Origin of the sequence: Paenibacillus kribbensis (assembly GCF_002240415.1) — a bacterium.
GTDB classification, from domain to species: Bacteria; Bacillota; Bacilli; order Paenibacillales; family Paenibacillaceae; genus Paenibacillus; species Paenibacillus kribbensis.
On sequence record NZ_CP020028.1, the window covers coordinates 2549686 to 2575343 of the forward strand.

23 protein-coding genes and 1 riboswitch are annotated in these 25658 nt (G+C 47.2%); of the genes, 18 read left to right on the plus strand and 5 right to left on the minus strand.

The genetic code is table 11. From position 1 onward, the window contains the following. The first annotated feature begins 14 nt into the window (after positions 1 to 14). Positions 15 to 1313: a hypothetical protein gene (locus B4V02_RS11540; protein ID WP_094154865.1), complete on the plus strand. Its 1299-nt coding sequence runs from the start codon at positions 15 to 17 to the stop codon at positions 1311 to 1313. 176 nt (positions 1314 to 1489) lie between these two features. Here B4V02_RS11540 and B4V02_RS11545 read toward each other — a convergent pair whose 3' ends face one another. Together B4V02_RS11545 and B4V02_RS11550 are read right to left on the minus strand one after the other, a co-directional pair. Further along, complete coding sequence (locus tag B4V02_RS11545) at positions 1490 to 2254, minus strand: HAD family hydrolase (RefSeq protein WP_094154866.1); 765 nt, start codon at positions 2252 to 2254, stop codon at positions 1490 to 1492. Positions 2255 to 2318: 64 nt separating this feature from the next. Continuing rightward, positions 2319 to 3236 carry a hypothetical protein gene (locus tag B4V02_RS11550; protein ID WP_007432531.1) on the minus strand — a complete coding sequence of 306 codons (918 nt, stop codon included), beginning with the start codon at positions 3234 to 3236 and terminating at the stop codon, positions 2319 to 2321. Positions 3237 to 3723: 487 nt separating this feature from the next. Between B4V02_RS11550 and B4V02_RS11555 the strand changes: the two genes are divergently transcribed. The 5 genes from B4V02_RS11555 to B4V02_RS11575 all read left to right on the plus strand — a co-directional run bounded on the left by B4V02_RS11555 (position 3724) and on the right by B4V02_RS11575 (position 9141). Beyond that, entirely contained in the window at positions 3724 to 4881 is a 1158-nt protein-coding gene (locus B4V02_RS11555) for an MFS transporter (protein WP_094154867.1), read from the plus strand. Positions 4882 to 4963: 82 nt separating this feature from the next. Further along, positions 4964 to 5689 (plus strand): phosphonate ABC transporter ATP-binding protein, encoded by a 726-nt coding sequence (locus tag B4V02_RS11560; RefSeq protein ID WP_094154868.1) that lies wholly within the window; start codon positions 4964 to 4966, stop codon positions 5687 to 5689. After that, the gene (locus B4V02_RS11565; RefSeq protein ID WP_007432527.1) at positions 5686 to 7020 is read left to right on the plus strand and encodes a hypothetical protein; all 1335 of its coding nucleotides are present in this window, start codon (positions 5686 to 5688) and stop codon (positions 7018 to 7020) included. Before B4V02_RS11560 ends, B4V02_RS11565 begins: the two co-directional genes overlap by 4 nt. Before the next feature lies 1 nt (position 7021). Beyond that, entirely contained in the window at positions 7022 to 7720 is a 699-nt protein-coding gene (locus tag B4V02_RS11570; RefSeq protein WP_007432526.1) for a response regulator transcription factor, read from the plus strand. Next, the gene (locus B4V02_RS11575; protein WP_007432525.1) at positions 7717 to 9141 is read left to right on the plus strand and encodes a sensor histidine kinase; all 1425 of its coding nucleotides are present in this window, start codon (positions 7717 to 7719) and stop codon (positions 9139 to 9141) included. Before B4V02_RS11570 ends, B4V02_RS11575 begins: the two co-directional genes overlap by 4 nt. Before the next feature lie 90 nt (positions 9142 to 9231). Here B4V02_RS11575 and B4V02_RS11580 read toward each other — a convergent pair whose 3' ends face one another. Continuing rightward, entirely contained in the window at positions 9232 to 10458 is a 1227-nt protein-coding gene (locus tag B4V02_RS11580) for a glucose-1-phosphate adenylyltransferase (RefSeq protein ID WP_094154869.1), read from the minus strand. 181 nt (positions 10459 to 10639) lie between these two features. Between B4V02_RS11580 and glgB the strand changes: the two genes are divergently transcribed. Next, a complete protein-coding gene (gene glgB, locus B4V02_RS11585) occupies positions 10640 to 12562 on the plus strand; it encodes a 1,4-alpha-glucan branching protein GlgB (protein ID WP_094154870.1) in 1923 nt (640 codons plus the stop codon). A 21-nt stretch (positions 12563 to 12583) separates the two neighbouring features. Next, positions 12584 to 14026, plus strand: coding sequence for a glycogen synthase GlgA (gene glgA, locus B4V02_RS11590; protein ID WP_094154871.1), 1443 nt, complete (start codon positions 12584 to 12586; stop codon positions 14024 to 14026). 118 nt (positions 14027 to 14144) lie between these two features. Here the strand turns inward: glgA and B4V02_RS11595 are convergent, their stop codons facing one another. Next, the gene (locus B4V02_RS11595; RefSeq protein ID WP_094154872.1) at positions 14145 to 15326 is read right to left on the minus strand and encodes a M20 family metallopeptidase; all 1182 of its coding nucleotides are present in this window, start codon (positions 15324 to 15326) and stop codon (positions 14145 to 14147) included. A 148-nt stretch (positions 15327 to 15474) separates the two neighbouring features. Here B4V02_RS11595 and B4V02_RS11600 point away from each other — a divergent pair, with 148 nt between their 5' ends. From B4V02_RS11600 to B4V02_RS11610, 3 genes are all read left to right on the plus strand, one after another. Further along, positions 15475 to 16938 (plus strand): ABC transporter substrate-binding protein/permease, encoded by a 1464-nt coding sequence (locus B4V02_RS11600; protein ID WP_094154873.1) that lies wholly within the window; start codon positions 15475 to 15477, stop codon positions 16936 to 16938. Next, positions 16925 to 17647 (plus strand): amino acid ABC transporter ATP-binding protein, encoded by a 723-nt coding sequence (locus B4V02_RS11605; protein ID WP_007432519.1) that lies wholly within the window; start codon positions 16925 to 16927, stop codon positions 17645 to 17647. The genes B4V02_RS11600 and B4V02_RS11605 overlap by 14 nt, the downstream gene beginning before the upstream one ends. A gap of 269 nt (positions 17648 to 17916) precedes the next feature. Then, a riboswitch (cyclic di-AMP (ydaO/yuaA leader) is annotated at positions 17917 to 18090 on the plus strand. 7 nt (positions 18091 to 18097) lie between these two features. After that, a complete protein-coding gene (locus B4V02_RS11610) occupies positions 18098 to 18763 on the plus strand; it encodes a 3D domain-containing protein (RefSeq protein ID WP_094154874.1) in 666 nt (221 codons plus the stop codon). Between the two features lie 197 nt (positions 18764 to 18960). Here B4V02_RS11610 and B4V02_RS11615 read toward each other — a convergent pair whose 3' ends face one another. Further along, positions 18961 to 19767 carry a polysaccharide deacetylase family protein gene (locus B4V02_RS11615; RefSeq protein WP_094154875.1) on the minus strand — a complete coding sequence of 269 codons (807 nt, stop codon included), beginning with the start codon at positions 19765 to 19767 and terminating at the stop codon, positions 18961 to 18963. A 310-nt stretch (positions 19768 to 20077) separates the two neighbouring features. Here B4V02_RS11615 and B4V02_RS11620 point away from each other — a divergent pair, with 310 nt between their 5' ends. From B4V02_RS11620 to mobB, 7 genes are all read left to right on the plus strand, one after another. Beyond that, the gene (locus tag B4V02_RS11620; protein WP_094156991.1) at positions 20078 to 21100 is read left to right on the plus strand and encodes an NADH:flavin oxidoreductase/NADH oxidase; all 1023 of its coding nucleotides are present in this window, start codon (positions 20078 to 20080) and stop codon (positions 21098 to 21100) included. 85 nt (positions 21101 to 21185) lie between these two features. Further along, positions 21186 to 21854 (plus strand): PspA/IM30 family protein, encoded by a 669-nt coding sequence (locus B4V02_RS11625; RefSeq protein ID WP_010348252.1) that lies wholly within the window; start codon positions 21186 to 21188, stop codon positions 21852 to 21854. 141 nt (positions 21855 to 21995) lie between these two features. Further along, positions 21996 to 22403 (plus strand): DUF350 domain-containing protein, encoded by a 408-nt coding sequence (locus B4V02_RS11630; RefSeq protein WP_025719331.1) that lies wholly within the window; start codon positions 21996 to 21998, stop codon positions 22401 to 22403. A 25-nt stretch (positions 22404 to 22428) separates the two neighbouring features. Further along, positions 22429 to 22935, plus strand: coding sequence for a DUF4178 domain-containing protein (locus B4V02_RS11635; RefSeq protein WP_007432513.1), 507 nt, complete (start codon positions 22429 to 22431; stop codon positions 22933 to 22935). Between the two features lie 13 nt (positions 22936 to 22948). Then, positions 22949 to 23704: a DUF4247 domain-containing protein gene (locus B4V02_RS11640; protein ID WP_094154876.1), complete on the plus strand. Its 756-nt coding sequence runs from the start codon at positions 22949 to 22951 to the stop codon at positions 23702 to 23704. A 131-nt stretch (positions 23705 to 23835) separates the two neighbouring features. Then, entirely contained in the window at positions 23836 to 25113 is a 1278-nt protein-coding gene (locus tag B4V02_RS11645) for a molybdopterin molybdotransferase MoeA (RefSeq protein ID WP_094154877.1), read from the plus strand. Continuing rightward, complete coding sequence (gene mobB / locus B4V02_RS11650; protein WP_094154878.1) at positions 25110 to 25658, plus strand: molybdopterin-guanine dinucleotide biosynthesis protein B; 549 nt, start codon at positions 25110 to 25112, stop codon at positions 25656 to 25658. Before B4V02_RS11645 ends, mobB begins: the two co-directional genes overlap by 4 nt.

Here is a 25658-nt window from a genome sequence, read left to right on the forward strand (position 1 = left end):
AGGAGGGAAAAAGAATGGACGCCATTAAACTGGCAAGCACTTACTTTTTCGGAACGGAAGATTATCTTTCATCCAACAGCATGATCGCAACGGTTACTTTTAAAAGAAGAATCGACGCTGAAAAATTGTTTTCCAGCTACCGTTTGCTTATCATGGACAATCCATTGCTGCAAGCCAAAAGGGTGGAACAGTTCGAAAAAGACACGTTTGTATGGGGATGTTTTTCGCAGGAAGAGCTGGAAAATTTGCTGGAGACTGAAAAGGTGCAGCTTTCCCAATATTTTACGGAAGAAGAGGCACTGGCCCAGTATGCTCCAACCAATTCCAGACTGCCATTTCGCATTATCCCTATAAATGAACATACCATGATATTTGCGATGAACCATGCGGTAACTAATGGACGGGGCTTGGTTTTCTGGATCAAGAGATGGTTGGAATATTATGCGGGCGAATCTGAGGCGAAGCCGGAAAAGGAGGCAGCAAAGGGAGACATCCCCGGAGACAAGCTGTTGCGTATGAAAAGAAGAGTTTCCGCTTTTTTATGGATGCCGGTTTTTATTACAGGCTTTATATCCAGGGTTATGGGAAAAAGGACAAGCGCTGGCGAAACCGTTGATTTGAGCTACGGCAGAAAACCGGAGCAAGGCGGTGGCTACATTAAAAAATCGTACTGTTTCAGTAAAGAAGAGACAGCTGAGATTTTACGGCAATGCCGGAGCAAAAAAATGACATTGACCGAATACATTTGCTTTCGAACGACCGATGGACTACTGCAACATGCTCCTGGCATGCAGCGCGTATTTGTCTCCATGCCTATGGATTTGCAGTTGCTGCTTGACTATTCGCCGGAAACGATGCACGGCAATTACGTCGCCAGTCTTCCGATGCAATTTTTCCGGAACGTGAATTTGGAAAAACAGGTGAAATCCGCATTCAAATGGTTCAAAAGGGGGGTTCCCTATGCACTGTCGATCTTTTTTTCTTCGTTTTCCAATTCATATCGGAAATATAAACAACAGTGCCTTGAATTGTGTATGAAAACAATGCCTGAAAGATTCCCACTGTGGAATTTTTCCATCACCTTGTCCAATGTGGGTATTATATCGTATCCGATTATGGAGGAATGGGTGGATACGATCTATTTTTCCATCAAAAACCAGTCGTTACTGCTCACAACCGCTACGCTTTCGGGACGTTTAATGATGGAAGTCAGCGTATTGGAGAATATGTATGATTCAGAAGAGGTCTTTGGTCTTTTTGACCACATTTTATCTGTGGAACATTTGATGAATGGTTATACCCCTGTCAAGTAAACAAGTGAAGAAGGACTAAGCAACCAGCGCGTGCCGATACTCAATCGGTGCGCGTTGTTTGCGTTTGGCTGAAATCGTTGGCAATTATAAAAATTCCCCTCCAAGTTCACTCTATCCTCATGATACCATGTGGACTTTTTTGAGTGCCTACCTGAAGGGGATATTAGCAGTGCTCTCTAGCCGAGAGTCCTTTTTTGTTGATGCAATTGTATGCTTTCGTGTATGACTCTTGGTACTTCTGTTAGCTTCTGTATCGTATACATCACGGAATTCACGTTTTTTTGCAGTTCAACCATATTGTAAATCCATTCCTTGGGCTGCTTGAGATATACAGCATGAATACCTGCCGCAAGTGCTGGAGATACGTCGGTACGCAGGGAGTTTCCGATCATCCAGGTAATGCTTCGGTCCAGACTATTCATCTGAATGATTTCTTCGAGTGCTTCGACATTTTTATGCTGGCGAATATAGATGCGTTCATCAAAATAATTAGCCAGCTTCATTTGTTCAATCTTTCTTTCCTGAATGACCTGCTCACCGCCAGTGTAGAGATACAGGGAATGCCCGGCTTTTTGGAGCGAATTCAATGTTTCAACCATTCCCGGGTACGGTTCGATTTCTTGCTCGTACACACTTCGTCCAAGGGAGCGAAGCTCCTGCTCGTCCCGAGAATCAATACGGCGTCCGAATTGTTCGGAGAAAAAGTGGTACGTATCAATCAAAGATTGTGGAAAATGCTCGCTGGCAAAGCCCAACTGATGAACACCAGCCACATCAATTTCGATTTGTTTCTCGCGAATTGTATTTTTCGTCAGATTATGGGCTGCAAACCATTCCTGAAGCAAATCAAAAAAATGGCTGAGAATCAGGTCAAAATACTTGTTGCAGTGAACCAAAGTGTCATCAAGATCAAATAAAATGTGCTGCTTCGGATACGACATGTTGCATACTCCTTCCAAGCCCAAAGCTTTAACGGTGTTCCGTATAACTAAAGGTGCAGTTTCATTACAATCCAATATAGGATTCCAAAAATACCTGTAAATCAGCCGCTCCGTCGGGGCGGATGCTGAATTTTTCCTTGTGATAGCGTCCAATGTGAATGCGAAGCAGACCAGCCACTCGCAAAATCATCATATCAGACATAAGTGTATCTTCCAATCGGCTCAAATCATGGCGCATTTCCTCCAGAGATTTAGGGCCTTGAGCTACATAACGCAAAATTCGCAGTCGTTGCGGATCATTGACCGCACGAGTGAGCCGCAGCAGGAGCGTAGGCGGTTCTTCCTCGCTTTCCTCGGGTATATCTACCGGATACTGGATTAGCAGCATGCGCGAATAAAAACAGTAGGAATTAATCGGGCGATTATGGACGACCGGAAACAGGACAACCGTATCCAGATCTTCCATATGTGGAACGACCAATCCGGCTGTGGCGTATTCAACCAGTGCTTCCGGCTCCATCTTGCTCAAAAGCATACGCTTTTCCGCAGCGTCTTCCTCTGCCAGCACGCGCAGCTCGCCTTCCAGAGCCCGAAAATAATCGCGATCCCATAATTTGAGGAGGGGCGCATATACCTTGCGTATGCGTAAAGATTCTTCAAAGGTTAAAAAAGGGATGTGCGGAACAAGCAGCTCAAACATATCTTGATCTGGACCGTGCTCCAAATAAGTGATATAGTCGGATATTTCATCCGATTCCGGTCGAAGCAAGGCCCAGGCATAGAGTGCGTCATAATCGCTAAAAGGGCAATCCTGGGCCGTGGCAAGCTCGGTACGAACTTCGTGTTGCAGCCGTGCATCCACCTTGTCGACCCATTCATGCCCCAGGTCCATATCGTGTACCCATTTTTTAGTTACATAGGCCATGAAGCTGCCGAGTAATTCGTAAATTGGAGAAGTGTCTATTTTAATTTGATAACTCATGGAATCAAATGCCTCCTATTCTGTCTTCGAGCCCAGAGCGGTGAACGAATTAAGCCCGTCCATAAGCACAACACGAGCATTTTGAAATTGCTCACTTATTTATTATGGCTTGTTCTGCCGGACATTGTCCACTATAATATGAAATAGTGCGCTGTGCATGAAGAGGTTCGGATTGAACATACGTGACTCCTTAACGAACGGAGTCGGATTACATATCAGACAAGCTCTTTCCGTAAAATCGTCATCTCAGATGACGATTTTTTTCTTCTTTTCTGAAATGCGTGCTGAATGCATGCTGCGATGCGTGTCGTACTGCATTCTATAATGCGCTAAAATCACCTGAATTTTATGTGTTGGCTGCTTTTTCAGGCCAGCAGAGCATGTATATGGATAAGAATTATTATTGATTATGGTATCAAATGCAAATCATTCCTTAATACTCATTTTTGCTGTTGATATTTTATTGTTTTTACCAGGGGGTACCATGATGTCGTCGTCGTTACGTGTTCATTATTTTATTCTAATTGCGGTTATTATCGTAGCCGGATTATGTCAAGGTTTGCTGTTACCTATCCTGTCTATCTCGTTGGAGCAAATGGGGGTCTCATCTTCGCTAAATGGAATGAACGCGGCTGCGCTATATATAGGTTCATTCGCTATGACGCTGGTCGCTGAACGGACACTAGGATGGTTGGGCTTCAAAAAACTGATGGCCGGAGGCTTGGTGCTTGTACTTGTGACGCTGCTGCTATTCCCGCTAATTCCTGATATCCGGGTGTGGTTCGTACTGCGGCTGCTGGTTGGTATAGGTGACAGTGCGCTTCACTATTCTGCCCAACTGTGGATTTTGCTAGTGACTCCAGCAGAAAACCGTGGCCGCAACATCTCCTTTTATGGCATGTCCTACGGTTTGGGCTTTGCAATGGGGCCATTGGGATTATGGCTGCTTGATTATGGAACACTGGTTCCGTTTGCTGCACTGGCCTTGCTGTGCCTGCTTGTTTTGCTGCTGGTGTTAGTAAAGCTACCGGATTCCAGACCGGAAAAGCAGGCAACCGAGGCACGTCCCGCACAAAGATTCCGACGCAGCTACAGCTGGGCATGGTATGCTCTATTGCCTGCATTCCTCTACGGCTATATGGAAGCCAGTCTGAACAGCAACTTTCCGGTCTATGGTCTGCGTATTGGCTTCCATACCGCTGAAATTGCCGCATTGCTGCCGTTTGTCAGCTTGGGTGGGTTGGTGCTACAGCTGCCGCTAGGTATTTTAAGTGACCACTGGGGACGTAAAAAGGTGCTAATGAGCGTAGGTATAGCAGGTGGCTTGACCTTTATGCTGTTGCCCTGGAGCGGCAATCATTTTATGTTCACTTTAGTATTGCTGACCATAGCCGGAGGCTTGGTGGGTTCTTTTTTCTCCCTTGGCTTGGCTTATGCCGCTGATCTGCTGCCCAAATCATTTTTGGCAGCCGCCAATGTATTGGCATCCTTTCATTTTAATCTGGGAAGCGTGATCGGACCTAATATTAGTGGAGGTCTGCTGGACTTTGGGACCCAAGGAAGTATGTTTATCGTTCTTGGAGGCAGCTACGTCGTTTTTGGCTTGCTGGGGCTGTTGGCCCAAAAAAGAGCATTGACGGCTTAAAACTGCGGTTAGCATGGTATTTGTTTTATATTTGCTATAAACTATAGACAATATTGATGGCGGACAAAGGGGAATCACATAGATGATTAAAATTCAGAAGCTGACCAGGCAAGTGGGTCCTGAGCGCACCCCGTTACTTCGAGGAATTGATGCTGAAATTCATCAGGGCGAGCTCATTGCCATAGTGGGACCAAGCGGGAGTGGCAAAACAACGCTGCTTCGTTGTCTTGCTTTGCAAGAACCATGGCAAGAAGGCAGTTTGATTGTAGATGGCAATGATGTGCTGAAATCCGGTTGGACGGGCAAGATGAAAATAAAGCGCGAATGGGCATACCTGGAGCAAAATCCGCATCTAAATATGAATCGGACCGCTCTCAAAAATGTGCTCATCGGCAGATCCGGTCAAACTCCATGGTGGAGAATGGTGACTGGTATGGTTCGCTCTGACGATTATATGGGAGCGATGGATGTACTGGAGGAACTGGGACTGCTGGATAAGGCACATGATAAATGCGACAAGCTCAGCGGCGGCGAACGGCAGCGGGTGGCGACAGCACGTGCTCTCGTTCATGGAGCCAGGGTCATTTTGGCTGATGAGCCTGTAAATGGTCTTGATCCAACTTCAGCGTCACATGTGATGGATACCTTCCGCAAGCTGGCTTCTGATGAACGGGTGACGATTATTACTGTACTGCCGCTGGAAATGGCTGAACGCTTTGCATCCCGTATATGGGGACTGAACCATGGCGAGTTGGTGTTTGATATCCAGGGCAGACGGTTGACACAAGCAGAAAAGAACAAATTATGAAGGGAACGGCAAGTGAAGTGAAAATAATGCTGTTGAGAATGTTGGCTGGCTGCTGTCCCTTGCTGCTCCTTGCTGGATTTTTGAGCGGTTGTAATGTCATTAGCGACCCGGTTTCGCTAATGCAGACACCGACGATGTCTGACGAGAAACAGCAGCTGAATGGCGCAGTGATTACGCAACTAGGAGGGGTGCAGCCGCTAAGGCCGAATGACCCGGATGACCCGACACCCATCCGGACCGGGGATTTGAACAATGATGGCACAGACGAGGCAGTGCTCTTTTATGAAACGCCGGATGAGAGTGTAAAAATACATGGTGCCTTGTTTGAGGATCAGGGCGGGACATGGGTAAAGAAGCTGACGTTTGATGGAGAAGGCACCGTATTGGAATCATTTAAGCTAGTAGACTTAACGAATGACGGTACGCTCGATATTGTTGCGGGTTTTTCGAGCGGAGATAGTGGTGACAACGTAGATCAGAAGGGGCTTATCGTATATTCTTATACTGGAGGAACCCTGGAGAAAATTTATGCTACAGGCTATACGGATTTTGTCGTAGACGATTTTAAACATAACAAGATGGATTTGAACGGGGATAAACTGAATGACTTGACGATTATTTTGCTCCGTCGCAATGAATTCTTTACGGTCAAAACATTCCAATTCAGCGGGGGAACCTTTAAGGAAATCGGATCGCTGGATTTGGACAGTCAGGTCTTAAGTGTCTATAATGTCGTCGCTGGCAAGGTAGCGGAGGATAGGCAGGGGATCATTATTGATACCAAAATTGCCCAGACTACTACCGTTTCCAATGTCATTGTGATGGATCATGGCAAGCTCAGGAAGCTTAATCTTATGGATGTTACTTTCAAGGATGCGACCATCGCCAGTGGTGATGTGGACGGTGACGGTATTCTGGAATTTGGTAATTTGGAGAAGCCTAAGGGCTGGAGCAACAAGCCGCTGGATGAGGTTCCGTATTTTGTATCGTTCTATCAGTGGGACGGGAAGAAAGGGACGATTTTCAAGCAGCAGCAGTATCGTGATTCCAATGAGCAGGTTTATTTCAGGTTACCGAAGGAGCTGCACGGCAAGGTGACCATTGATCCAAAGGTTTCAAGGAAGGACAGCTATTTGCGGTTCATTCTGAGCGATACAGATAAGACGGTAGCGGAAATAAAATATTTCTCGTTGTCACAATGGGAACGAAACAACGAAGGTTATAGTCAACTGTGGCGAACGAATGCACAGGTGATTGGCATTAAGCGATCCAGTGAGCTGGAGCCACATAAACCGATTAAAAACAAGCTGGGGGAAAGGCAGGTAGAGTAGAGTGAGTAAAGTTTTAATTATGGAGGACGAGGAATCCATCCGTAGTTTTATCGTTATTAATTTGAAACGCAACGGTTTTGAGGTGTTGGAGGCATCGGAAGGGCATGAGGCACTAAATATTTTGAACACGGTGCGGGATATTGATATCGCGCTGCTTGACGTGATGGTGCCCGGAATGGATGGCTTTGAGGTTTGTCGGAGAATTCGGGAAACGAATGAGCGCATCGGCATTATTTTTCTTACAGCCAAGGTACAGGAGCAGGATAAGGTATATGCCTTGTCCGTAGGAGCTGATGATCATGTGAGCAAGCCTTTCAGCCCGACGGAACTGATTGCACGTATTCAGTCGTTACTGCGCAGGGTGAATGTGCATCGCGAGACGGCAGCCAAGGTATCCTTCCAGTCCGGTCCGTTTACGCTGGATTTGATTGCCAAGCAATTTAAGAAAAACGGGCAGCTGATTGAGCTGACACCGACAGAGTTCTCGCTGATTCAATTTTTCCTGGAAAAAGAAAACACACCGCTCAGCCGGGATGTACTGCTTGACCACGTTTGGGGCAAGGAATATATGGGCGATCCGAAAATTGTGGATGTGAACATCCGACGTTTGCGGCAGAAAATCGAAAATAACCCTTCCGAGCCCGCTTTCTTACAAACAGTGTGGGGACATGGATATAAATGGAAAGGTCAGTCTCAATGATCAAAAAGGGGATTCGCAGACAGATTGTGCTGCACTATTTTTTCGTAGTGTTCTTGGCGCTTCTGTTAGTTGAGGTCATTTTCATGCTTCTCATCCGGTCGTATTATTATGACTCCATCTATAAAAAAATCGAGAATCGCATCTCATCGGTAAGTGAGTTTGCATCCAAATTCAAAGAGCCGGAGCAATCCTTGCAATCGTATTTGTTGAATACATTTTCCCTAAATGGCACGGAACTGCAATTGCTCGATGAACAGGGAAATGTCATTGATAACTCGACGAATTTTGCGGCAGATCTAAGTGTGCAGACGAGTGATGTGACACAGGCGCAAGCCGGAGATATGGGAAAATGGATCGGAAAGCAACCGGGTACGGGTCAGCAGGTGATGGCGGTATCCAAAAAACTGGACAACATCGTCGGAGATCAAGTGTACATTATCCGGTATACAACCTCGCTGGAATTGGTAAATGACAAGTTGTTCACCATTACGGTGTTTTCCGTGGGAATCATGGCAGCTGTACTGATTATAGTGTTTGTAGTGAGTACAGGTCTCGCCAATTCCATTGTCAGACCCATTAACAATATCCGCGATGTATCTGCCCAGATGGCGCAGGGGCGGTTTGATGCACGCATCAAAGGCGATTATCGCTATGAGCTGGGGGAACTGGCTTCGACGCTGAACTATATGGCACAGGAGATTGTTAGAACAAATCAAATCAAGGATGATTTTATTTCATCCATATCCCATGAGCTGCGTACCCCGCTTACTTCCATTAAGGGCTGGAGTGAAACGTTGAATTCTGGCGGCTATGACCCGGAAGAAACGAAGATCGGGATGCAGATTATATCCAAGGAGACGGATCGGTTGATCGGCTTGGTAGAGGAAATTCTCGATTTTTCAAAGCTGGAGCAAAACGCCATGAAGCTCGTCATGGGAACGGTGGATCTGCGGGAGTTGCTGCAGGAAATTATGCTGAACGTATGGGCCAAGGCGGAAATGAAGCAAATTAAGCTCCAACTGGATGCAGAGGAGACGGCATATCTCGTGCATGGAGATGGTAATCGTCTGAAGCAGGTGTTTCTGAACATTGTGGATAATGCAATCAAGTTTTCGCATGAAAGCTCGATTATTTTTCTGTCTCTGCAACGGATTGGGGACAATATTGAGATATCGGTCCAGGATACAGGAATTGGGATTAGTGAGGAAAACCTGGCCAGAGTAAGAGACCGCTTTTTCCAGGTAGACCATCAGAATGGCGGTACAGGACTGGGATTGGCAATTTCACAGCAGTTTGTAGAACTCCACCATGGACAAATGCTCATCAGAAGTGAACTGGGAGCAGGCACCACGATTACAGTTTCACTGCCTGCTTTGCAAGCCGAGCAGGCCAAGGAACCGCCGCAGCTTATGGAAGGCTAGAATGTATACCTGAAGCTGGTTACAGGTTTCATTAAAACAGCCAGTCCTCGTCATATTGGAGGGCTGGCTGTTTTAATTTTTGCGTACTGTTTATGAAGTAAAGCCTTCAGCACGCAGGCGTGTATTACGCTCATAGGCTTCTTTCAGCATACGAGCTGTTTGCGGACGCACCGCCATTTTGGCAAATACCGTTTCATTGGGCCCGATGACCATAATTTCGCTCGGGTTCCCTTTGATGACGGCACCATCACGAATGACCGCACCTTCGCCGACAATCGCATGCTCAATGTGCACATTGCGCCCGATACGCGTGTCAGGCATAATGATACTATCTTTAATAACTGAGCCTTTACCTACCTCAACATCACCAAATATGACAGAGCGTTCAATTTGACCTTCGACCTGGCAGGAGTCGTGCAATAGGCTGCCCATAGGGTGTGCTATACGGTTAGTTAGCTTGTGTGCACTCAATCTTGTGCGGCGTTCCCGCGTGTACATAGGCCAGTCCGTCCGTTGAAGATCAATTGCGCAATTCTCTTGCAGCAGGTCCATGTGAGAATCCCATAAACTCTTAACGGTACCTACGTCCTTCCAATAGCCCTGAAATTCATAAACGTACAAGGATTCTTGATCTGCCAGCATTTTGGGAATGATGTCTTTACCAAAATCATGACTGGATTGATCATCCAGTGCGTCCTCCAGTAGATAACTTTTCAAGTAATCCCATTTGAAAAGATAAATTCCCATAGAGGCCAAATTACTTTCCGGTTTTTCCGGCTTCTCGGCAAATTCTGTAATACGCAAATCTGTATCGGCACTCATAACACCAAAGCGGTGCGCTTCATCCCAAGGAACCTCCATAACAGAAATCGTAGCCGCGGCACCTTTACCTTTGTGGTAGTCCAGCATTTCACGATAATCCATGTAGTAAATATGATCACCGGATAAAATAAGCACATGCTCTGGATTCTGGCTGTCTACATACTCGATATTTTTATGAATAGCATCTGCCGTTCCCAAATATTCAGCATTACCTGTATCATAAGATGGGAGCAGCGTAATTCCTTTGTCGTCGGTTTTTGTAAGCCCCCAAGGTGTCCCGTCTCCAATATGCTCATGTAAGGATTCCGCCTCATATTGCGTCAGTACACCCACCGTGTCAATGTCTGAATTTACGCAATTGCTGAGAGGAAAATCGATAATTCGGTAATGACCGCCAAAAGGTACGGCGGGCTTTGCAATCGTTGAAGTAAGGGGAGCAAGACGGCGTCCCTCTCCGCCTGCCAGCAGCATGGCAATGCATTCTTTGTTAAACATTTCGTTTCCCTCCCGGTTTAGTTGCCTGTTGTAGTACATACATAAACGGTATGGGGTGCTCTTGAAACCATCAGGTGTATAAGATACCCCAAAAACCAAGGTTTATTTTTTTCGTAGTCATTTTTCTGTTCATTGTGGCTAGAATGGGGTAATGATACAAACATATAAGGGTGGTGACGTGATGACAAAACAAACTCTTCCGCAACAGGCTGTATCATCGGAAGATATTTATTTGTTTCATGAAGGAACGCTTTATTTCAGCTACCGATCTTTGGGTTCCCACCTTACTGTGGAGAACGGAGAACAGGGCGTCCGTTTTACGGTCTGGGCTCCTCATGCTCTCCATGTCGGGCTTGCTACAGATCGTAACAACTGGAATGGGGAACAGGATTCCTTATATAGAGTTCCCAAATCAGGTTTTTGGAGTCGTTTTTTTCCGAGGATATCCCAAGGAACTTTTTACAAATACGATATTACGGGTGCAAACGGTGAACGTTTTCTGAAAGCAGACCCTTATGCGGTTCGTGCTGAGGTGAGACCGGCAACGGCTTCTGTGGTCGCTTCTTTAGATGGATATCATTGGAATGATGCGGTTTGGCGCCGAAAACGCAGAGCACTATATGGAAAGCCTCTTCATATATACGAGGTCCATCTCGGTACTTGGAGGCAAAAAGAAGACGAAACGTTTTATACATACAGGGAAATGGCAGAGCTGCTTGTGCCTTATGTGAGCGATATGGGGTATACACATATTGAACTGATGCCGTTGAGTGAGCATCCATATGACCTTTCCTGGGGATACCAACTTACGGGATACTTTGCACTGACAAGCCGTTACGGTGAGCCGCATGATTTTATGTATTTGGTGGATCGTTGTCATCAGGCGGGAATTGGAGTGCTTATGGATTGGGTTCCGGCTCATTTTGCGAAAGATGCTCATGGATTGAGACTATTTGACGGGTCGCCACTGTTTGAATACGCGGACCCGCTAATTGCAGAAAAACCTGGCTGGGGGACATTGACGTTTGATTATAGCAAGCCGGAAGTACGTTCCTTTTTGATCTCCAACGCGTTGTTCTGGATGGAGATGTACCATATAGATGGCCTGCGTGTGGATGCAGTGACGAGTATGTTGCGCCTCGATTTTGAAAAGCAGGATGGACAATATTGTATGAACTCCAAAGGAGGCGTCGAAAATGAGGAGGCGATCGCTTTCCTTCAACAACTGAATGAGACTGTATTCCGCTATTATCCATATGCCCTTATGATGGCAGAGGAGTCCAGTGCCTGGCCAATGGTGACCTCCCCGGTAAGCGATGGGGGGCTTGGTTTTAACTATAAATGGAACATGGGCTGGATGAACGATACGCTTGATTATGTTCAAACGGATTTCGACCGTCGGCCTGAGCGCCATAATTTGCTGACATTTCCCATAGCCTATGCATACAGCGAAAATTTTACACTGCCGTTATCGCATGATGAGGTCGTACATGGTAAAAAGTCGCTGCTTGATAAAATGCCGGGCACCTATGAGCAAAAATTTGCCGGACTGCGAGCGCTTCTCGGCTACCAAATAACCTCACCAGGTAAAAAGCTCTTATTTATGGGCGGGGAATTTGGCCAATTTATTGAATGGAAGGATCAGGATCAGCTCGACTGGTTTTTGCTGGAATATGACAGTCATCGGTCTGTGCATGTCTATACGAAAGCGCTGAATCATTTGTATATTCAGGAAAAGGCATTATGGGAGCTGGATCATTCGTGGGACGGCTATCAGTGGATTGAGGCGGAAGACCGTGGACAGAGCGTAATTACGTATTTGCGTAAAGGGAAAAAGCCGGGAGATACTCTGGTTGTGCTTATTAATTTTCAGCCCGTGCAAAGAGAAAATTATCGAATTGGACTGCAAAAGGCAGGAAGCTATATGGAAATGCTGAACAGCGATCATAAGGACTTTGGGGGGAGTGGCCAGTTGAACTCCGGAGTGATCCGAACCGCCAAAATTCCTTGCCACGGACAGCTTTACAGCCTGGAGGTAACCATTCCACCCCTCAGTATTGTTATACTCAAGAAGGTGCCCCGGAGGCCTAAAAAAGCAGACTAACCACATAGGGAGGAAGACCATATGAATATTTTGTTTGCGGCAGCAGAAGCACATCCATTTATTAAGACAGGTGGGTTGGCTGACGTCATTGGCGCACTGCCGAAGGCACTTCGTCAGGCGGGGTGTGACGTCCGCATCATTTTGCCTAAATATGCGGGGATTCCTGATACGTATAAGAGTTCATTGCGGCCTGTAACGATAAAGCATGTACCTGTGGGCTGGCGCGAGCAATATTGTGGAGTAGAGGAACTGACGTTGGACGGAATCAAGGTTTATTTTATAGATAACGAATATTACTTCGGTCGCGAAGGCGTTTACGGCTACATGGATGATGGCGAGCGCTTTTCCTTTTTTAACCGGGCCGTTTTGGAAATACTTCCTGATCTGGATTTTCGCCCAGATATTCTGCATTGTCATGACTGGCATACAGCCATGGTTCCGCTGCTTCTGCATGCTGATTATCGCCATTTACCCTTTTACAGTGAAATTCGTACGGTGTTTACGATACATAATCTGCTGTATCAGGGGGAATTTCCATATGAGGTCTTAACAGAACTGCTGAACCTGGACGGGAGCTATTTTACCCCCGAGGGTGTGGAGTATTACGGCAGATTGAATTTTATGAAGGGGGGACTTACTTACTCGGATCATGTCACAACTGTGAGTCCAACCTATGCTGAGGAGATCCAGACGGAGTTTTACGGATATGGGTTAGAGGGTCTGCTTCACAAGCTGGGAGAGCAGGGACGCCTGTCAGGGATTGTGAATGGAATTGATACCACAAGCTATAATCCTGCCACGGACAATCGTATTTATACGAAGTATCGTACCAGTTTGGCCAAGAAGAAGGAAAACAAAATTGGCCTGCAAAAGGAACTGGGGCTGCCGATTCGTTCGGATGTGCCTTTAATGGCCATGGTCACCCGGCTTGTCGATATGAAGGGGCTTGATCTGGTAACCAGAGTGCTTGACGAGATTTTATATTATGATGATATTCAATTTGTCGTGCTGGGCACAGGAGATCCTGCTTTTGAGCACTGGTTCCGGGAGGCGGCGGGGCGCCATCCTGCTAAAATGTCAGCGCAACTTACCTTCAGCGAGCCTTTGTCACGAAAAGTATATGCTGCAAGCGATATGTTTTTGATGCCGTCGAGGTTTGAGCCTTGTGGTATCAGCCAACTGCTGGCGCTTCGTTATGGAAGTATTCCCATTGTGCGAGAAACAGGTGGGCTGAACGACACCGTGCAAGCTTACAATGAATCCACAGGGGAAGGAAACGGCTTTAGTTTCACGAACTATAACGCACATGACATGCTGCATACGATTCGTCGTGCTGTTGATTTGTATCGCCAGCCTGAGCATTGGTCCAAGCTTACACAGACGGCTTTTGCAGGAGAGTATAGCTGGGATGTGTCAGCCGAAGCGTATATGGATATTTACCGTTCGCTAACAAAGTCCGATTGATTGAATTTGACTAAAAAAGGGGCATCCCTTTAGCCAGTGATGGCTGAGGAATGTCCCTTTTGGCTGTAGAATGGATCCATATATGGCTGCTCCTTTCTGGAAAGAAAGAGGAGTAAGCTTAAGAAGTTCCGTTTTTTAACAGAGCAAATTCTTCTTTAATTTGTGCCAGCAGTTCAGGGTTCGTGATGACATCACAAGCAGTCCATGCCAAGGTTCTCGCCGCCAGGAGCATTCCTTCCATAGCCCGGTCCTGCATCGCCAAATCGCGGAATTCAGGCGTATGCAGGGCATGCTTCTCGTCAATAACTTGAATGTACGGATGAATGGCAGGGCAATGCAGCGATACGTTTCCGATATCCATGGAGCCGTGATCTTCACCTTCCGTTATGTCCTCCAGTGCAATTCCGGCCTGCACCAGATTTGCAGTAAAGGTATCGGAAAGCGCGCGGTTAGTCACCATTTCATCATAAGAAGTCTCGTAATTGGAGGTCTCCAGACGACATCCGGCCTGTAAAGCCGCTCCTTCGGCAATTTGAATAACCCGGCGGGTCAGCGTGTTCAGTTCATGACGTGTGGCCGCTCGCACATAAAACTGGGCAGAAGCGTAATCTGGAATGATGTTGGCTGCCTGCCCACCATGATTGATAATGCCATGGATACGTACTGTACTTTTCACCTGTTGGCGAAACGCATTGATGCCGTTGAACGTTTGGATCACTGCATCCAGTGCGTTAATGCCTTCATGCGGACTGGCCGCCGCGTGAGCAGATTGACCAAAAAATTCAAATTGTACAGCATCCATTGCCAGCGATTTACCTGATTTCTCGTAGTGGTCATAGGGATGCGTCATAAGTGCTATGTCGCAATCATCAAACAATCCGGCAGCGGCCATCGGAACCTTTGCACCGCATGTTTCTTCGGCAGGTGTGCCATATATCCGTACTTCTCCACCAATCTCATCGATGACCGATTTGAGACCGACGGCGGCTCCGGTACTCATCATGCAGATCAAATGGTGTCCGCAGGCATGTCCTAGTCCTTTCAGAGCGTCATATTCCGCCAGAAAAGCGATAATTGGCCCGGGCTTGGCTGCTTTATAAGTTGCAATAAAGGCTGTTTCTATGCCCAACACAGGTGCCTGAACCTCAAATCCGTGAAAGACGAGTTCTTCTTTTAAACGGGCAGCGGCCAGAAATTCCTCATTACCAAGCTCAGGATTCGCGCCAATAAATAACGAAATGTCCTTAAAGCGCTGGGCATGCTGCTCAATGGTCTGCTGAATGCTCTGTTTAAAATCCATGTTGAAAACTCCTTTATATAAGCTGTAATGTAGGTACTGCGTCAGGTACGCTGAAATTGTACTATAACATTCATTGCATAATCATGCATATTCATTTATAATGACACAATCTTATTTATTATAAAGAATTTAAGGGGAGAAAAAAAGATTGAAAAAGCTATATCGTTTTACCGCCCTGATTCTGACGGCGGTTATCTTGCTGTTGGCTGGCCTTCCCATGCTCACCGCATATGGAACGGAAGCAAAGCCACAAAAAAAACTTGTAGTGGGCATGAGTGCCGACTTTCCACCGTATGAGTTTCATAAAGTCATTAACGGTAAGGATACCATTGTTGGGTTCGATGTTGAAATCGCCAAGGAAATCGCCAAGGATCTGGGTGCGGAGATGGTCCCCGAGGACATGAGCTTCGACTCCTTGCTGCCTGCCCTGCAAAGTGGTCGCGTAGACTTGGTGCTGTCCGGTATGACACCAACGGATGAACGCAGAAAGAGCATTGATTTTTCCGACGTATACTACCGCTCCAAGCAAGTCATAATGGTACGCCCGGAGGATAAGGACAAATATCCGACGATGGCGGCTCTGAAAGGCGAGAAGCTCGGCGCGCAAAAGGGCAGTATCCAGGAAGAAATCGCTCAAAAAGTGCCCAATGCCTCTGTAACCTCGCTGGATAAAATATCCGACCTGGTGCTTCAGCTGCGGACAAATCGTATCAACGCTGTCGTGATTGAGGATACAGTTGCCAAAGGATACACACTGGACGGTACTGTAACGCTTGCCAAGGCGGTGCCTGAGGATGAGGGAGCAGAGACAGCCGTAGGTATTCGCAAGGGGAATACAGAACTGCTAGCCTCTGTAAATAAAACGCTCGCTCGCTTGAAAGCAGATGGTTCTATTGAGAAGTTTTCGACAGAAGCGAGTGCCCTGTCTGCCGATCGTCAGATTTCTTCCAATAGTATTGTTGATATTTTTTGGAAATATCGCAGCTTATACGCTACAGGAATTGGCTACACGCTGTTGCTGTCTGCGCTCGGAGTACTGTTCGGATTTGTCATTGGTTTGATTATATCCTTGCTGCGAATGAGCGGTATACGTATTATTGAGTGGTTGGGGACGACTTACGTTGAGGTACTGCGTGGTACACCTATGCTGGTGCAGCTCATGATCATCCACTACGGGGTTGCTCTGACGCTGGGTGTCAATTTTACGCCACTCCAGTCCGGTATAATTACGTTGTCACTGAATAGCTCGGCATACTTGGCTGAAATTTTCCGTGCAGGTATCCAGGCGGTAGACCGTGGTCAGATGGAAGCTGCCCGCTCGCTCGGTATGGGACGGGGCAAAGCTATGCGTCATGTTATTTTACCGCAAGCCTTTAAGTCTATTTTGCCTGCAATCGGTAATGAATTTATTACGATTATTAAAGAATCGTCCATTATTTCCACTATAGGTATGGTGGATATTATGTATCAGGCCCAGGTCATCAAGAATATTACCTACGAAGGATTAAGTCCGTTCTTAATCGCGGCCGCTATTTATTTTGTAATGACATTCAGCTTGTCCAAGCTGCTGGGTTTATGGGAAAGGAAGTTGAGAGCCAGTGATCACCGTTAAGCAACTGCGTAAATCGTTCGGCAAAAACGAAATTTTAAAGGGAATTGATATAGAAATCGCCAAGGGGGAAGTTGTCGTTATCATCGGTCCCAGTGGTTCGGGAAAAAGTACGTTTTTGCGTTGTATGAATCTGCTGGAGCAGCCGACAGACGGCGAGATTTTGTTTGAGGGCGAGCCGATAACGGCCCGTGGCCATAACATTAATGCGACTCGGGAGAAAATGGGCATGGTGTTTCAGCATTTTAACCTGTTCCCGCATAAAACAGTGCTGCAAAACCTGACACTCGCACCAATACAGGTTAAAGGTCAGTCCAACAAGGAAGCAGAGAAAATTGCGTTGGAGCTCCTGCGTACCGTTGGGCTTGAGGATAAGAAGAATACCTATCCGAACCAGCTTTCCGGCGGTCAAAAGCAACGGATTGCGATTGCACGCGCTTTGGCGATGCAGCCGCACGTGATGCTGTTCGATGAGCCTACTTCTGCTTTGGACCCTGAAATGGTTGGGGAAGTTCTCGATGTAATGAAAAAGCTCGCTGAAGGCGGCATGACGATGGTGATTGTCACACATGAAATGGGTTTTGCACGTGAGGTAGGGGATCGGATCATCTTTATGGATAAGGGCCAAATCGTGGAGCAAGGGACACCAGAACAGGTTTTTGGTACGCCAAGCCATGAACGCACCCGAGATTTTCTTGCCAAAGTATTGTAACGAATTGATTCATTAAGTTATAAAGCAACCCCTCCGCAGTCAATAGGGTCTTGACCACAGTCCTATGTCTGACAGGAGGGATTTTTCTTTTTCTGTCACTATTTCCCCATATTTTCGTAATAGATACCGATTTCATAGTGACAAAATTGTAATGAATATAGTATGATGTTCAAGGTTCCCAACATTTTCATGCAGATAAGGTTACAAAATTGTGATATTATGCAGTAAGCCAAAACTTGCCGGGCCAGCATAAAGCTCATGATATACGCCGAATGCTTGGACCAAAACTATGGGAAGTGCGGGGGACGTAACAACGGCAGTCATTCCGATTCGTCATAAGACGGATAGGATTGGAAGCTGCCTAGGGGTGAATTGCACAAGCATAGGGCTTCTCCTGAGTCCGAATCCGACAGCTAACTTCGCAGGCATAACAGAGGAGGTACATATCTTTTGAAACATCTGAAACGTATTGGACAAACCATGAAATTTGCGGTGCTTGCCGCAGCTATTGCAGGGCTGGCACAAACAGCCGGAGTAGCGAATGCCGCTTCGCTACATACCGCCAAAGAGGGCGATACCTTCTTCTTGCTTGCTCAACGTTATGGAGTATCGGTAGACGAACTGACGAAGGCAAACCCGAATATTGCCCCAGGCAACATATACGCAGGTCTGCAAATTATGGTGCCTGGTGACACAGGTGTGAAGGCTGCTTCGGATTCGAAGCCACAGCTTCTTAAGGAGACAGAACCAAATGAGGGTCCAACGATTAAAGCATGGGGCAAAACATTCAATTACAGTAAAGTAGTTGATGTTAAAGCTACAGCATATTCTGCCGCAGGTGATGAAAATGGCAAGTGGGGCGCGGTAGACTACTACGGCAATCCGCTTAAGCTAGGTACGATTGCGGTAGACCCGAACGTAATTCCGATGGGAACGAAGGTGCTAGTTACAGGGTATTCCCACCCCGGCCTGCCAGACCATTCTTTTGTGGCCGTCGCCCGCGATCAGGGCAGTGCCATTACAGGCAAGCGAATTGATATCTTTATTCCTGGCAGCAAATCATTTGTGAACGATTTTGGCTTTCAAAATGTGAAATTATACGTTATTGATAAATAACATTAGCTAGAACACAGAGTAAACAAACATAATATATATTATGTAAACTTAATGCATAGATTGTACAATTTAATAAATGGGATCAGGTTTAAAACAGGCCCACACCTAAAAAGCTGTCTTGACTAGCAGAATGCATCTGCTAGCAGGACAGCTTTTTGGTTGAATCTAGTTCGGTGCTTGCTCCTTAAACAACCCCTTTATTTCCGTTCCGATGTGTGGAGCAGCCGGGGAACTGTAACGAATTTGTAGCCCTTGGCCTTCAGGGACTGAATTAGACCCGGAAGGGCCTGGACTGTGCCTTGCAGGTTGGAGCTTTGGCCTCCGCCTGCGTGCATTAAAATAATGGAGCCGGGCCCGGTAGCAGGGATCACATTGCGCTGGATTTGTTTTTTACTTAGTCCCTTCCAGTCGAGGGAGTCTACATTCCAATTGACAATCATGTAGCCATGGCGACGTGCCCACTGGATTTGAGGCTCCGTGATTTCGCCATATGGTGGACGAATCAGCTTGGGACGAAAACCGGCGCTGGCTTGTAAAATACGTTCTGTTTTCGTAATCTGATTGCGAAAGCGTTCTGGTGTAGCCTTCCTGAAATCCGGATGGGTATAAGAATGGTTCCCTATCGCATGACCTTCACGGATAATACGGCGGATGATACCCGGATGTCTCTCCGCGCGGTGACCTACGATAAAAAAGGTGGCCTTGATGCCGTTCGCGTGCAAAACATCCAAAACCTGTGGCGTATACCTGGAATCGGGTACATCATCAAAAGTTAAGGCAATTTGGCGGGTATGCGGGCCGCACATTTTAAAAATGTCGGCATGTTTTTTTCGCAGCATGCCTAAGGTAGGAGCTGTCCGGTCTGTACTTTGATGTACAGAAGAAGTAACTGCCGCTTCCTTGGGATGGTGCGCTCCGATGCTGGGAGGCACATCCGCGTGAACAGGAAAACTCGTAAATGCTAGTAACAGTGCCATACTTGGTAACACTCCTCTGTACGGCATATGTATTCCCCCTTTCCGTCCAGTGGTACGTGGTACCTAGTGGTGCTCTCAGCTATTATGCACCTGCCCTATTAAAATTATGCCGCTAAATCGGGTTAGGCTCATATGCAATGGGATGATAGCATATGATGATGGATATGAGTGAAGATGACGAAGCTAAACGTACATATTTTCTTAACCTGACTGAAAACAACAGCATTTTAGCAGGTTTTAGCCCGATAACGGATTCGGTATACTGTGACAACTGATGTATAATGGAGATGCAATTCATAATTGTACAGACATGGAATTGAAGGAAGGATGGATAAAAGTGACCGACTTGTTTACTTCTTATCAATTAAAGGGGCTGGCTTTAAAAAATCGGATTGTTATGCCCCCGATGTGCCAATACAGCGTGGAGGCCAAGGACGGAAAGCCGACGGATTGGCATCATGTCCATTACGTTAGCCGGGCGGTAGGCGGCACTGGACTCATTATTGTGGAAATGACAGCGGTTCACCCGGATGGACGCATTACGGATCGTGATTTGGGCATTTGGAGTGACGACCATATTCCTGCATATCGTAAAATTGTGGAGGAAGCTCACAAATACGGTGCCAAAATTGGAATTCAATTAGGCCATGCCGGTCGTAAGGCTGAGGATGCTGAGCAGCCTGTGGCTCCGTCCTCGATACCCTTTAGTGAGCGCTTTAAAGTACCGCACGCCTTGACGACAGTTGAAGCCAGGGAACTGGTTCAAGCTTACAAAGAAGGTGCGCGTCGCGCAGTGGAAGCCGGTTTTGACACGGTTGAGATTCATGGCGCTCATGGTTATCTGATCCATCAATTTCATTCCCCTTTAACCAATACCAGAGAAGATGAGTATGGACAGGATTTATCTTTGTTTGGTGTTGAGGTTGTAGGTGCTGTTAAAGAGGTTGTTCCTGCTGATATGCCTGTGATCATGCGGATATCTGCCAAAGAATATGTCGAGGACGGTTATGATGTGGAATACATATCAGGCACAGGGGAACGCTATCGCGATGCAGGTGTGGATATTTTTCATATTTCTTCCGGTGGCGAGGGGCCGATTGGTTCGGGCGGAGGTCCGTCTGCGCGTGCTGGCTATCAGGTGGATTTGGCCCATCACATCCGGGAAAAGCTGAATGTGCCCGTAATTGCTGTTGGCTTACTGGATGATTATGAGGATGCCAGCCGGGTTGTTCGGCAGAAAGAGGCGGATTTGGTAGCGATAGGCCGTGCCATGTTACGTGATCCCTATTGGGCGCTGCATGCATCGCGGGCGTTGAAAGTACAAGCGGATATCCCGGAGCCTTACCTGCGCGGCTTTTAGAATTTTTGAAACCCTCATGCAAAACTTGCGTAAACATGTGTACAGAGCTTAAAATTTAAGCATTCAACTCTAGGAGGAACTTCACATGTCTATTTTCAAACGATTAAGAGATCTTACGATGTCCAACATTAACGCGATTATCGACAAGGCAGAAGATCCAGTCAAAATGACGGATCAATACATTCGTGATATGCAAGAGGATCTGGAAGATGCCGAGAAAGCGGTAGCTGCTCAAATTGCTATTGAAAAGAGATTCAAGCAGCAATATGAAGAGCAAGCGGCTTTGGTGAAAAAACGTGAAGAGCAGGCTCATACCGCAGCGAAAGCACAAAATGTGGATCTGGCCCGTCGCGCGTTGGAAGAAAAGAAATCTGCCGAGCAAAAAATGAACGAGTTCAAGGCTGGTTACGAGCAGAACAAAGCCGCGGCCGACAACCTGCGTGGCAAGCTGGATGAAATGCGCAGACAGCTGACAGAAATGAAGAACAAGCGTGAGACACTGGTTGCCCGTTATAACGCAGCAAAAGCGCAAACTGAAATTAACAAAGCAATGAACGGTTTCAGCTCAGATACGGCAACTGCCGGATTGAAGCGTATGGAAGAAAAAATGCTGCAAGCAGAAGCGCGTGCTGAAGCGAGCAACGAAATGTCCTCCAAGGAAAAATCGCTGGATGAGGAGTTCAAGGAGCTGGATAAGAAAAGCGCCGTGGACGACGAGCTTGCTGCTTTGTTGAAGCAATACGAAAATAAATAAGCAGTGTGAGCATTGCCATCAGCGTAATGGTAGCGTAATGGTTAGGGAGCGAAGGAGAAATGTTTTCTCCTTCGCTTTTCCCTGCCTGGAGGCGTAAAGCAACATAAATGAAGGTCAAGAAGATGTGGAGGATGGGATGAAATGCATTTTTTAGAAACGATGAAGGCGATGCTGGTATGGACTGGCGCGGGTGCCGTTTTGCTGTTCGTATTGATGTATGTCGACTCTTTATTTACGAAATATAAGGATTTTGCCGAAGTGAAAGCCGGTAATATGGCCGTAACAGTACGATTGATTATGAAGCTGATTGCACAGGGGTACATTTTGTCAGGTTCCATTGCTACAGCTAACAATTTGCTAGAGGCGCTTGTGTACTCGGTCATTGCTTTTGTCATCCTGTTTATTTTGGAAATTATTGTACGTTTACTGTTGCGGTACTGGGCGCAGTTTGATCTGGATAAAGGTACACAGGAAGGCAAAATTGGTTTTGGTCTGTTTTCAGGGACGCTGCATCTGGTTGGCGCCTTGATTATTACAGCATGCTTCTAGGCTAAGAAAGGCAGGGAAAGTTATCATGGGTGTGTGGAAACGAATTTCAAATCTGTTTGCCAAGCCTGAGCCGCCAAAAGCGGAGAAGAGTATGCTTCACTTAAATCCGGGTGATATCTGTGAAGTGTCGCTTGTCACCTATGAAGTGGTAGGCCGAGTGCATAATCGTGCCCGGAATGCCGTTGTTTTGACGCTTCAGGATGGTAACCAAGTCAGCTACCTTCATATTGAGGAACGGGAAACGCTCCAATTCGGACTTTATCAGGCTATCGATGGCAGGTTGGACAACCCGGAAGAAGTGCCGACTATATTGGAATTGGATGATACAACGTATCATTTGGAGGAGCAATATTCCGGGCATGTTACGGTTATGGGGCGTGCGCCATTCCGACAGGGTGGAGAACAGCATGTTTGGCAATACCAGTCGGATGACTATCATCTGTTGCGGGTAGAGTGGCAGGATGGTCGCTTTATGCTTTATGAAGGTGAAGAAGTGATTACCGGAGACGTCAAGGTTATTCGGGCAAGCTAGGAGAGGGTTACACATGAGCAAACGCACCTGGCAGTATGCATTAAAGGTTATTGTGGCGCTGAGCTTGTTCGTATCCGTGCTAAGCGGCTGCGGTGCGCCAAATGTGAAAGATACGTACCCGCTGGAATCGGTAAGCGGTAGCGGAAACTCAACCTCATACGTGTACCGGGCCGCTGGCAAAACGGTTCCAGAAGTAGCAGAGGAATTGAAAGAGCAGCGTACACCGGAGCAAATGTCGCCGCAGAGCAATGAGCGGATGTTTCTGGTATATAGCGATGAATGGTACCATTTGCAGCAAGACCCAGCCAAGAAGGAAGATACGTTAATTGAGGTCGACAGTAAAAAGTATGTCGAACAAAATTACAGTTCCAGCTTTCTAAAAGGATACTTAACGGCAACTGTACTGGATGCACTCTTTGATTCGTTGCGTGGCTCAGGTTCTTACCGGGGCTACTCCAGCAGAGATGTATACCGGCCTTCTCAGGGGCAATACCGTGCTCCTACGGTGCAGGAAAAGAAAGCTATTCCCCCGATTACAGTGGAGCGAAAGGGCTCGGTAACTCGTCGAGGCAAGGGATCAGACTCCACGGTCGGATCAGGCGGAAGCTTGTTTGACAGAGGCTCCAGCAGCAGTTCACCAAGCAGAGGCTCGATTTCACGTGATCAGGGTAGCGACGGTTCCAGCATATTTGGCTCACCGCGCAAATCCTACAGCAAGCCTAAAACACGTAGTGGCTCAGGCAAGATCAGTCGACGAAGTCGACGATGATGGTCATGCAGCCCAAGCAGCTCGGGAGAGATCCCGGGCTGTTTTTTGTTTCATAGCAGGAAGTCGATTTGCCAGAAAGCGGTTTTAGGGTTATAACAGAAAGGGGAACTATAGAAGAACGGAGTGACATTATGAACCAGACATCATTAGACTTGGGAAAATTTCAGCGTAAAGCGATTCAGGTGGATGAGGCACAGAGCCGAATCGCAGGGCATGTCAAACAGGGAGAACGGGAGGAGGTAGGGCTGGAGCAGGCGCATGAACGATATTTAGCGATGGACTTGACTGCACCACATCCGTATCCTCGTTTTCGTCGCTCTGGTATGGACGGGTATGCAATTCTGGGCTCGGACACCGATGCCTGCTCGTCCGGTCAGGAGATTTGGTTGCGCGTCGTGGACGAGATTCCATGCGGTTCCGTATCGGACAAGCGGGTAGAGACGGGCTTGGCGGCCCGCATTATGACGGGAGCACAACTACCAGAGGGAGCCGACACCGTTGTCATGCTGGAGGCAACACAGCTGCGCGAGGAAGATGGACAGACATACGTCGGCTTGAAGAAGCGTATGGAGATCGGCAAAAATGTAACGCCGATTGGTCATGAGATTCAGGAAGGACAGCTCCTGCTCAGTAAAGGAACTTGCCTGGGACCGGGACATATCTCGGTTTTGGCTACCTTTGGTGTACATCGGGTTCCTGTTTACAGGAAGCCACGGGTGGCCGTTTTTTCTACAGGCTCGGAATTGCTTGCGGTAGATGAACCGTTACAACCGGGAAAAATTCGAAACAGTAATACATATATGCTGGCATCTCAAATCAGGGAGGCAGGAGGAGAACCCTTCATCCTGCAAGCTATTCATGATGAGCTTGATCTGGCCCGTGCTGCTGTACGTGAAGCAATCGCAGCCTATGATATCGTCGTTACGAGCGGCGGTGTATCGGTAGGGGATTATGATATTATGGGTGACCTGGTTCGCCAGGAGGACGTAGATATGCTGTTCAACAAGGTCACGATGCGTCCGGGCAGTGTGACAACAGCCGCCGTGATTGACGGCAAGCTGCTATTTGCGCTTTCGGGCAATCCCGGTGCATGCTTTGTGGGCTGTGAGCTGTTTGTGCGACCTACCATTCAAATGATGCTGTCTTCGGAGCAGCCGTATTTGCCAACCTGGACGGTACGGCTGGGCGCAGATTATACGAAGGTGAACAATTTTACCCGTTTTGTACGCAGCTCTCTTGAAATACGCGACGGTCAAGTGTATGCCATTCCTGCGCAAGCAGATGAATCCAGTGTTATGGTGACAATAAAGGACAGTGACTGTCTGATCGTGGTTCCTCCAACAACAGAAGGCTTGCGTGCTGGAGAAGAGGTGCGTGTATTGGTACTCCAAGGCGGCCAGATAACGTGAATTCGAATCAGCCGTATGTGTGTCAGATCGTCGGTTACAAAAATACGGGGAAAACGACCTTCCTCGGAGGATTGATTCGTTATTTGCGGGATTCCGGGCTGCGCGTGGCAGTGGTCAAGCATGATGGGCATGAGTTTGAGATGGATCATGAGGGGACAGATACATACAAGCATCGGCAAGCGGGTGCCGAAGGCGTGGCTATTGTTTCTGCTGGAAGAACAGCCATTTTAGAAGAGCAGAGTCGACCTGTCAGCGGACTGATTCGGCATTTTCAGGCCTATGACTGTGTATTGCTTGAAGGCTTTAAGCAGGAGCATTACCCCAAGCTCGTCATGATACGTGATTCAACAGATGCCCATCTTGCAGCTACGCTGTCAAATGTTCAGGGAGTAGCGGTTTGGAAGCATCAAATGGAATGGGCTCAAGATCACTATTCGGACAAAACGGTACAAATATTTGCTGCCAATGCCAACGACCAGGCAGGTCGCTGGCTAATTGGTCAGATTCAGCAGCAAAGTGAAGATGCACCGGATGAACGAAACTGA

Excerpts from the sequence above, each read along its gene's own strand:
- B4V02_RS11595 (WP_094154872.1), bottom strand. The coding sequence starts at position 15,326 with ATGGATTTTAAACAGAGCATTCAGCAGACCATTGAGCAGCATGCCCAG.
- B4V02_RS11645 (WP_094154877.1), top strand. The coding sequence starts at position 23,836 with ATGAACCAGACATCATTAGACTTGGGAAAATTTCAGCGTAAAGCGATT.
- glgB (WP_094154870.1), top strand. The coding sequence starts at position 10,640 with ATGACAAAACAAACTCTTCCGCAACAGGCTGTATCATCGGAAGATATT.
- B4V02_RS11635 (WP_007432513.1), top strand. The coding sequence starts at position 22,429 with ATGGGTGTGTGGAAACGAATTTCAAATCTGTTTGCCAAGCCTGAGCCG.
- B4V02_RS11615 (WP_094154875.1), bottom strand. The coding sequence starts at position 19,767 with ATGCCGTACAGAGGAGTGTTACCAAGTATGGCACTGTTACTAGCATTT.
- glgA (WP_094154871.1), top strand. The coding sequence starts at position 12,584 with ATGAATATTTTGTTTGCGGCAGCAGAAGCACATCCATTTATTAAGACA.
- B4V02_RS11550 (WP_007432531.1), bottom strand. The coding sequence starts at position 3,236 with ATGAGTTATCAAATTAAAATAGACACTTCTCCAATTTACGAATTACTC.
- B4V02_RS11565 (WP_007432527.1), top strand. The coding sequence starts at position 5,686 with ATGAAGGGAACGGCAAGTGAAGTGAAAATAATGCTGTTGAGAATGTTG.
- B4V02_RS11630 (WP_025719331.1), top strand. The coding sequence starts at position 21,996 with ATGCATTTTTTAGAAACGATGAAGGCGATGCTGGTATGGACTGGCGCG.
- B4V02_RS11540 (WP_094154865.1), top strand. The coding sequence starts at position 15 with ATGGACGCCATTAAACTGGCAAGCACTTACTTTTTCGGAACGGAAGAT.
- B4V02_RS11545 (WP_094154866.1), bottom strand. The coding sequence starts at position 2,254 with ATGTCGTATCCGAAGCAGCACATTTTATTTGATCTTGATGACACTTTG.
- B4V02_RS11580 (WP_094154869.1), bottom strand. The coding sequence starts at position 10,458 with ATGTTTAACAAAGAATGCATTGCCATGCTGCTGGCAGGCGGAGAGGGA.
- B4V02_RS11640 (WP_094154876.1), top strand. The coding sequence starts at position 22,949 with ATGAGCAAACGCACCTGGCAGTATGCATTAAAGGTTATTGTGGCGCTG.
- B4V02_RS11575 (WP_007432525.1), top strand. The coding sequence starts at position 7,717 with ATGATCAAAAAGGGGATTCGCAGACAGATTGTGCTGCACTATTTTTTC.
- B4V02_RS11625 (WP_010348252.1), top strand. The coding sequence starts at position 21,186 with ATGTCTATTTTCAAACGATTAAGAGATCTTACGATGTCCAACATTAAC.
- B4V02_RS11555 (WP_094154867.1), top strand. The coding sequence starts at position 3,724 with ATGTCGTCGTCGTTACGTGTTCATTATTTTATTCTAATTGCGGTTATT.
- B4V02_RS11560 (WP_094154868.1), top strand. The coding sequence starts at position 4,964 with ATGATTAAAATTCAGAAGCTGACCAGGCAAGTGGGTCCTGAGCGCACC.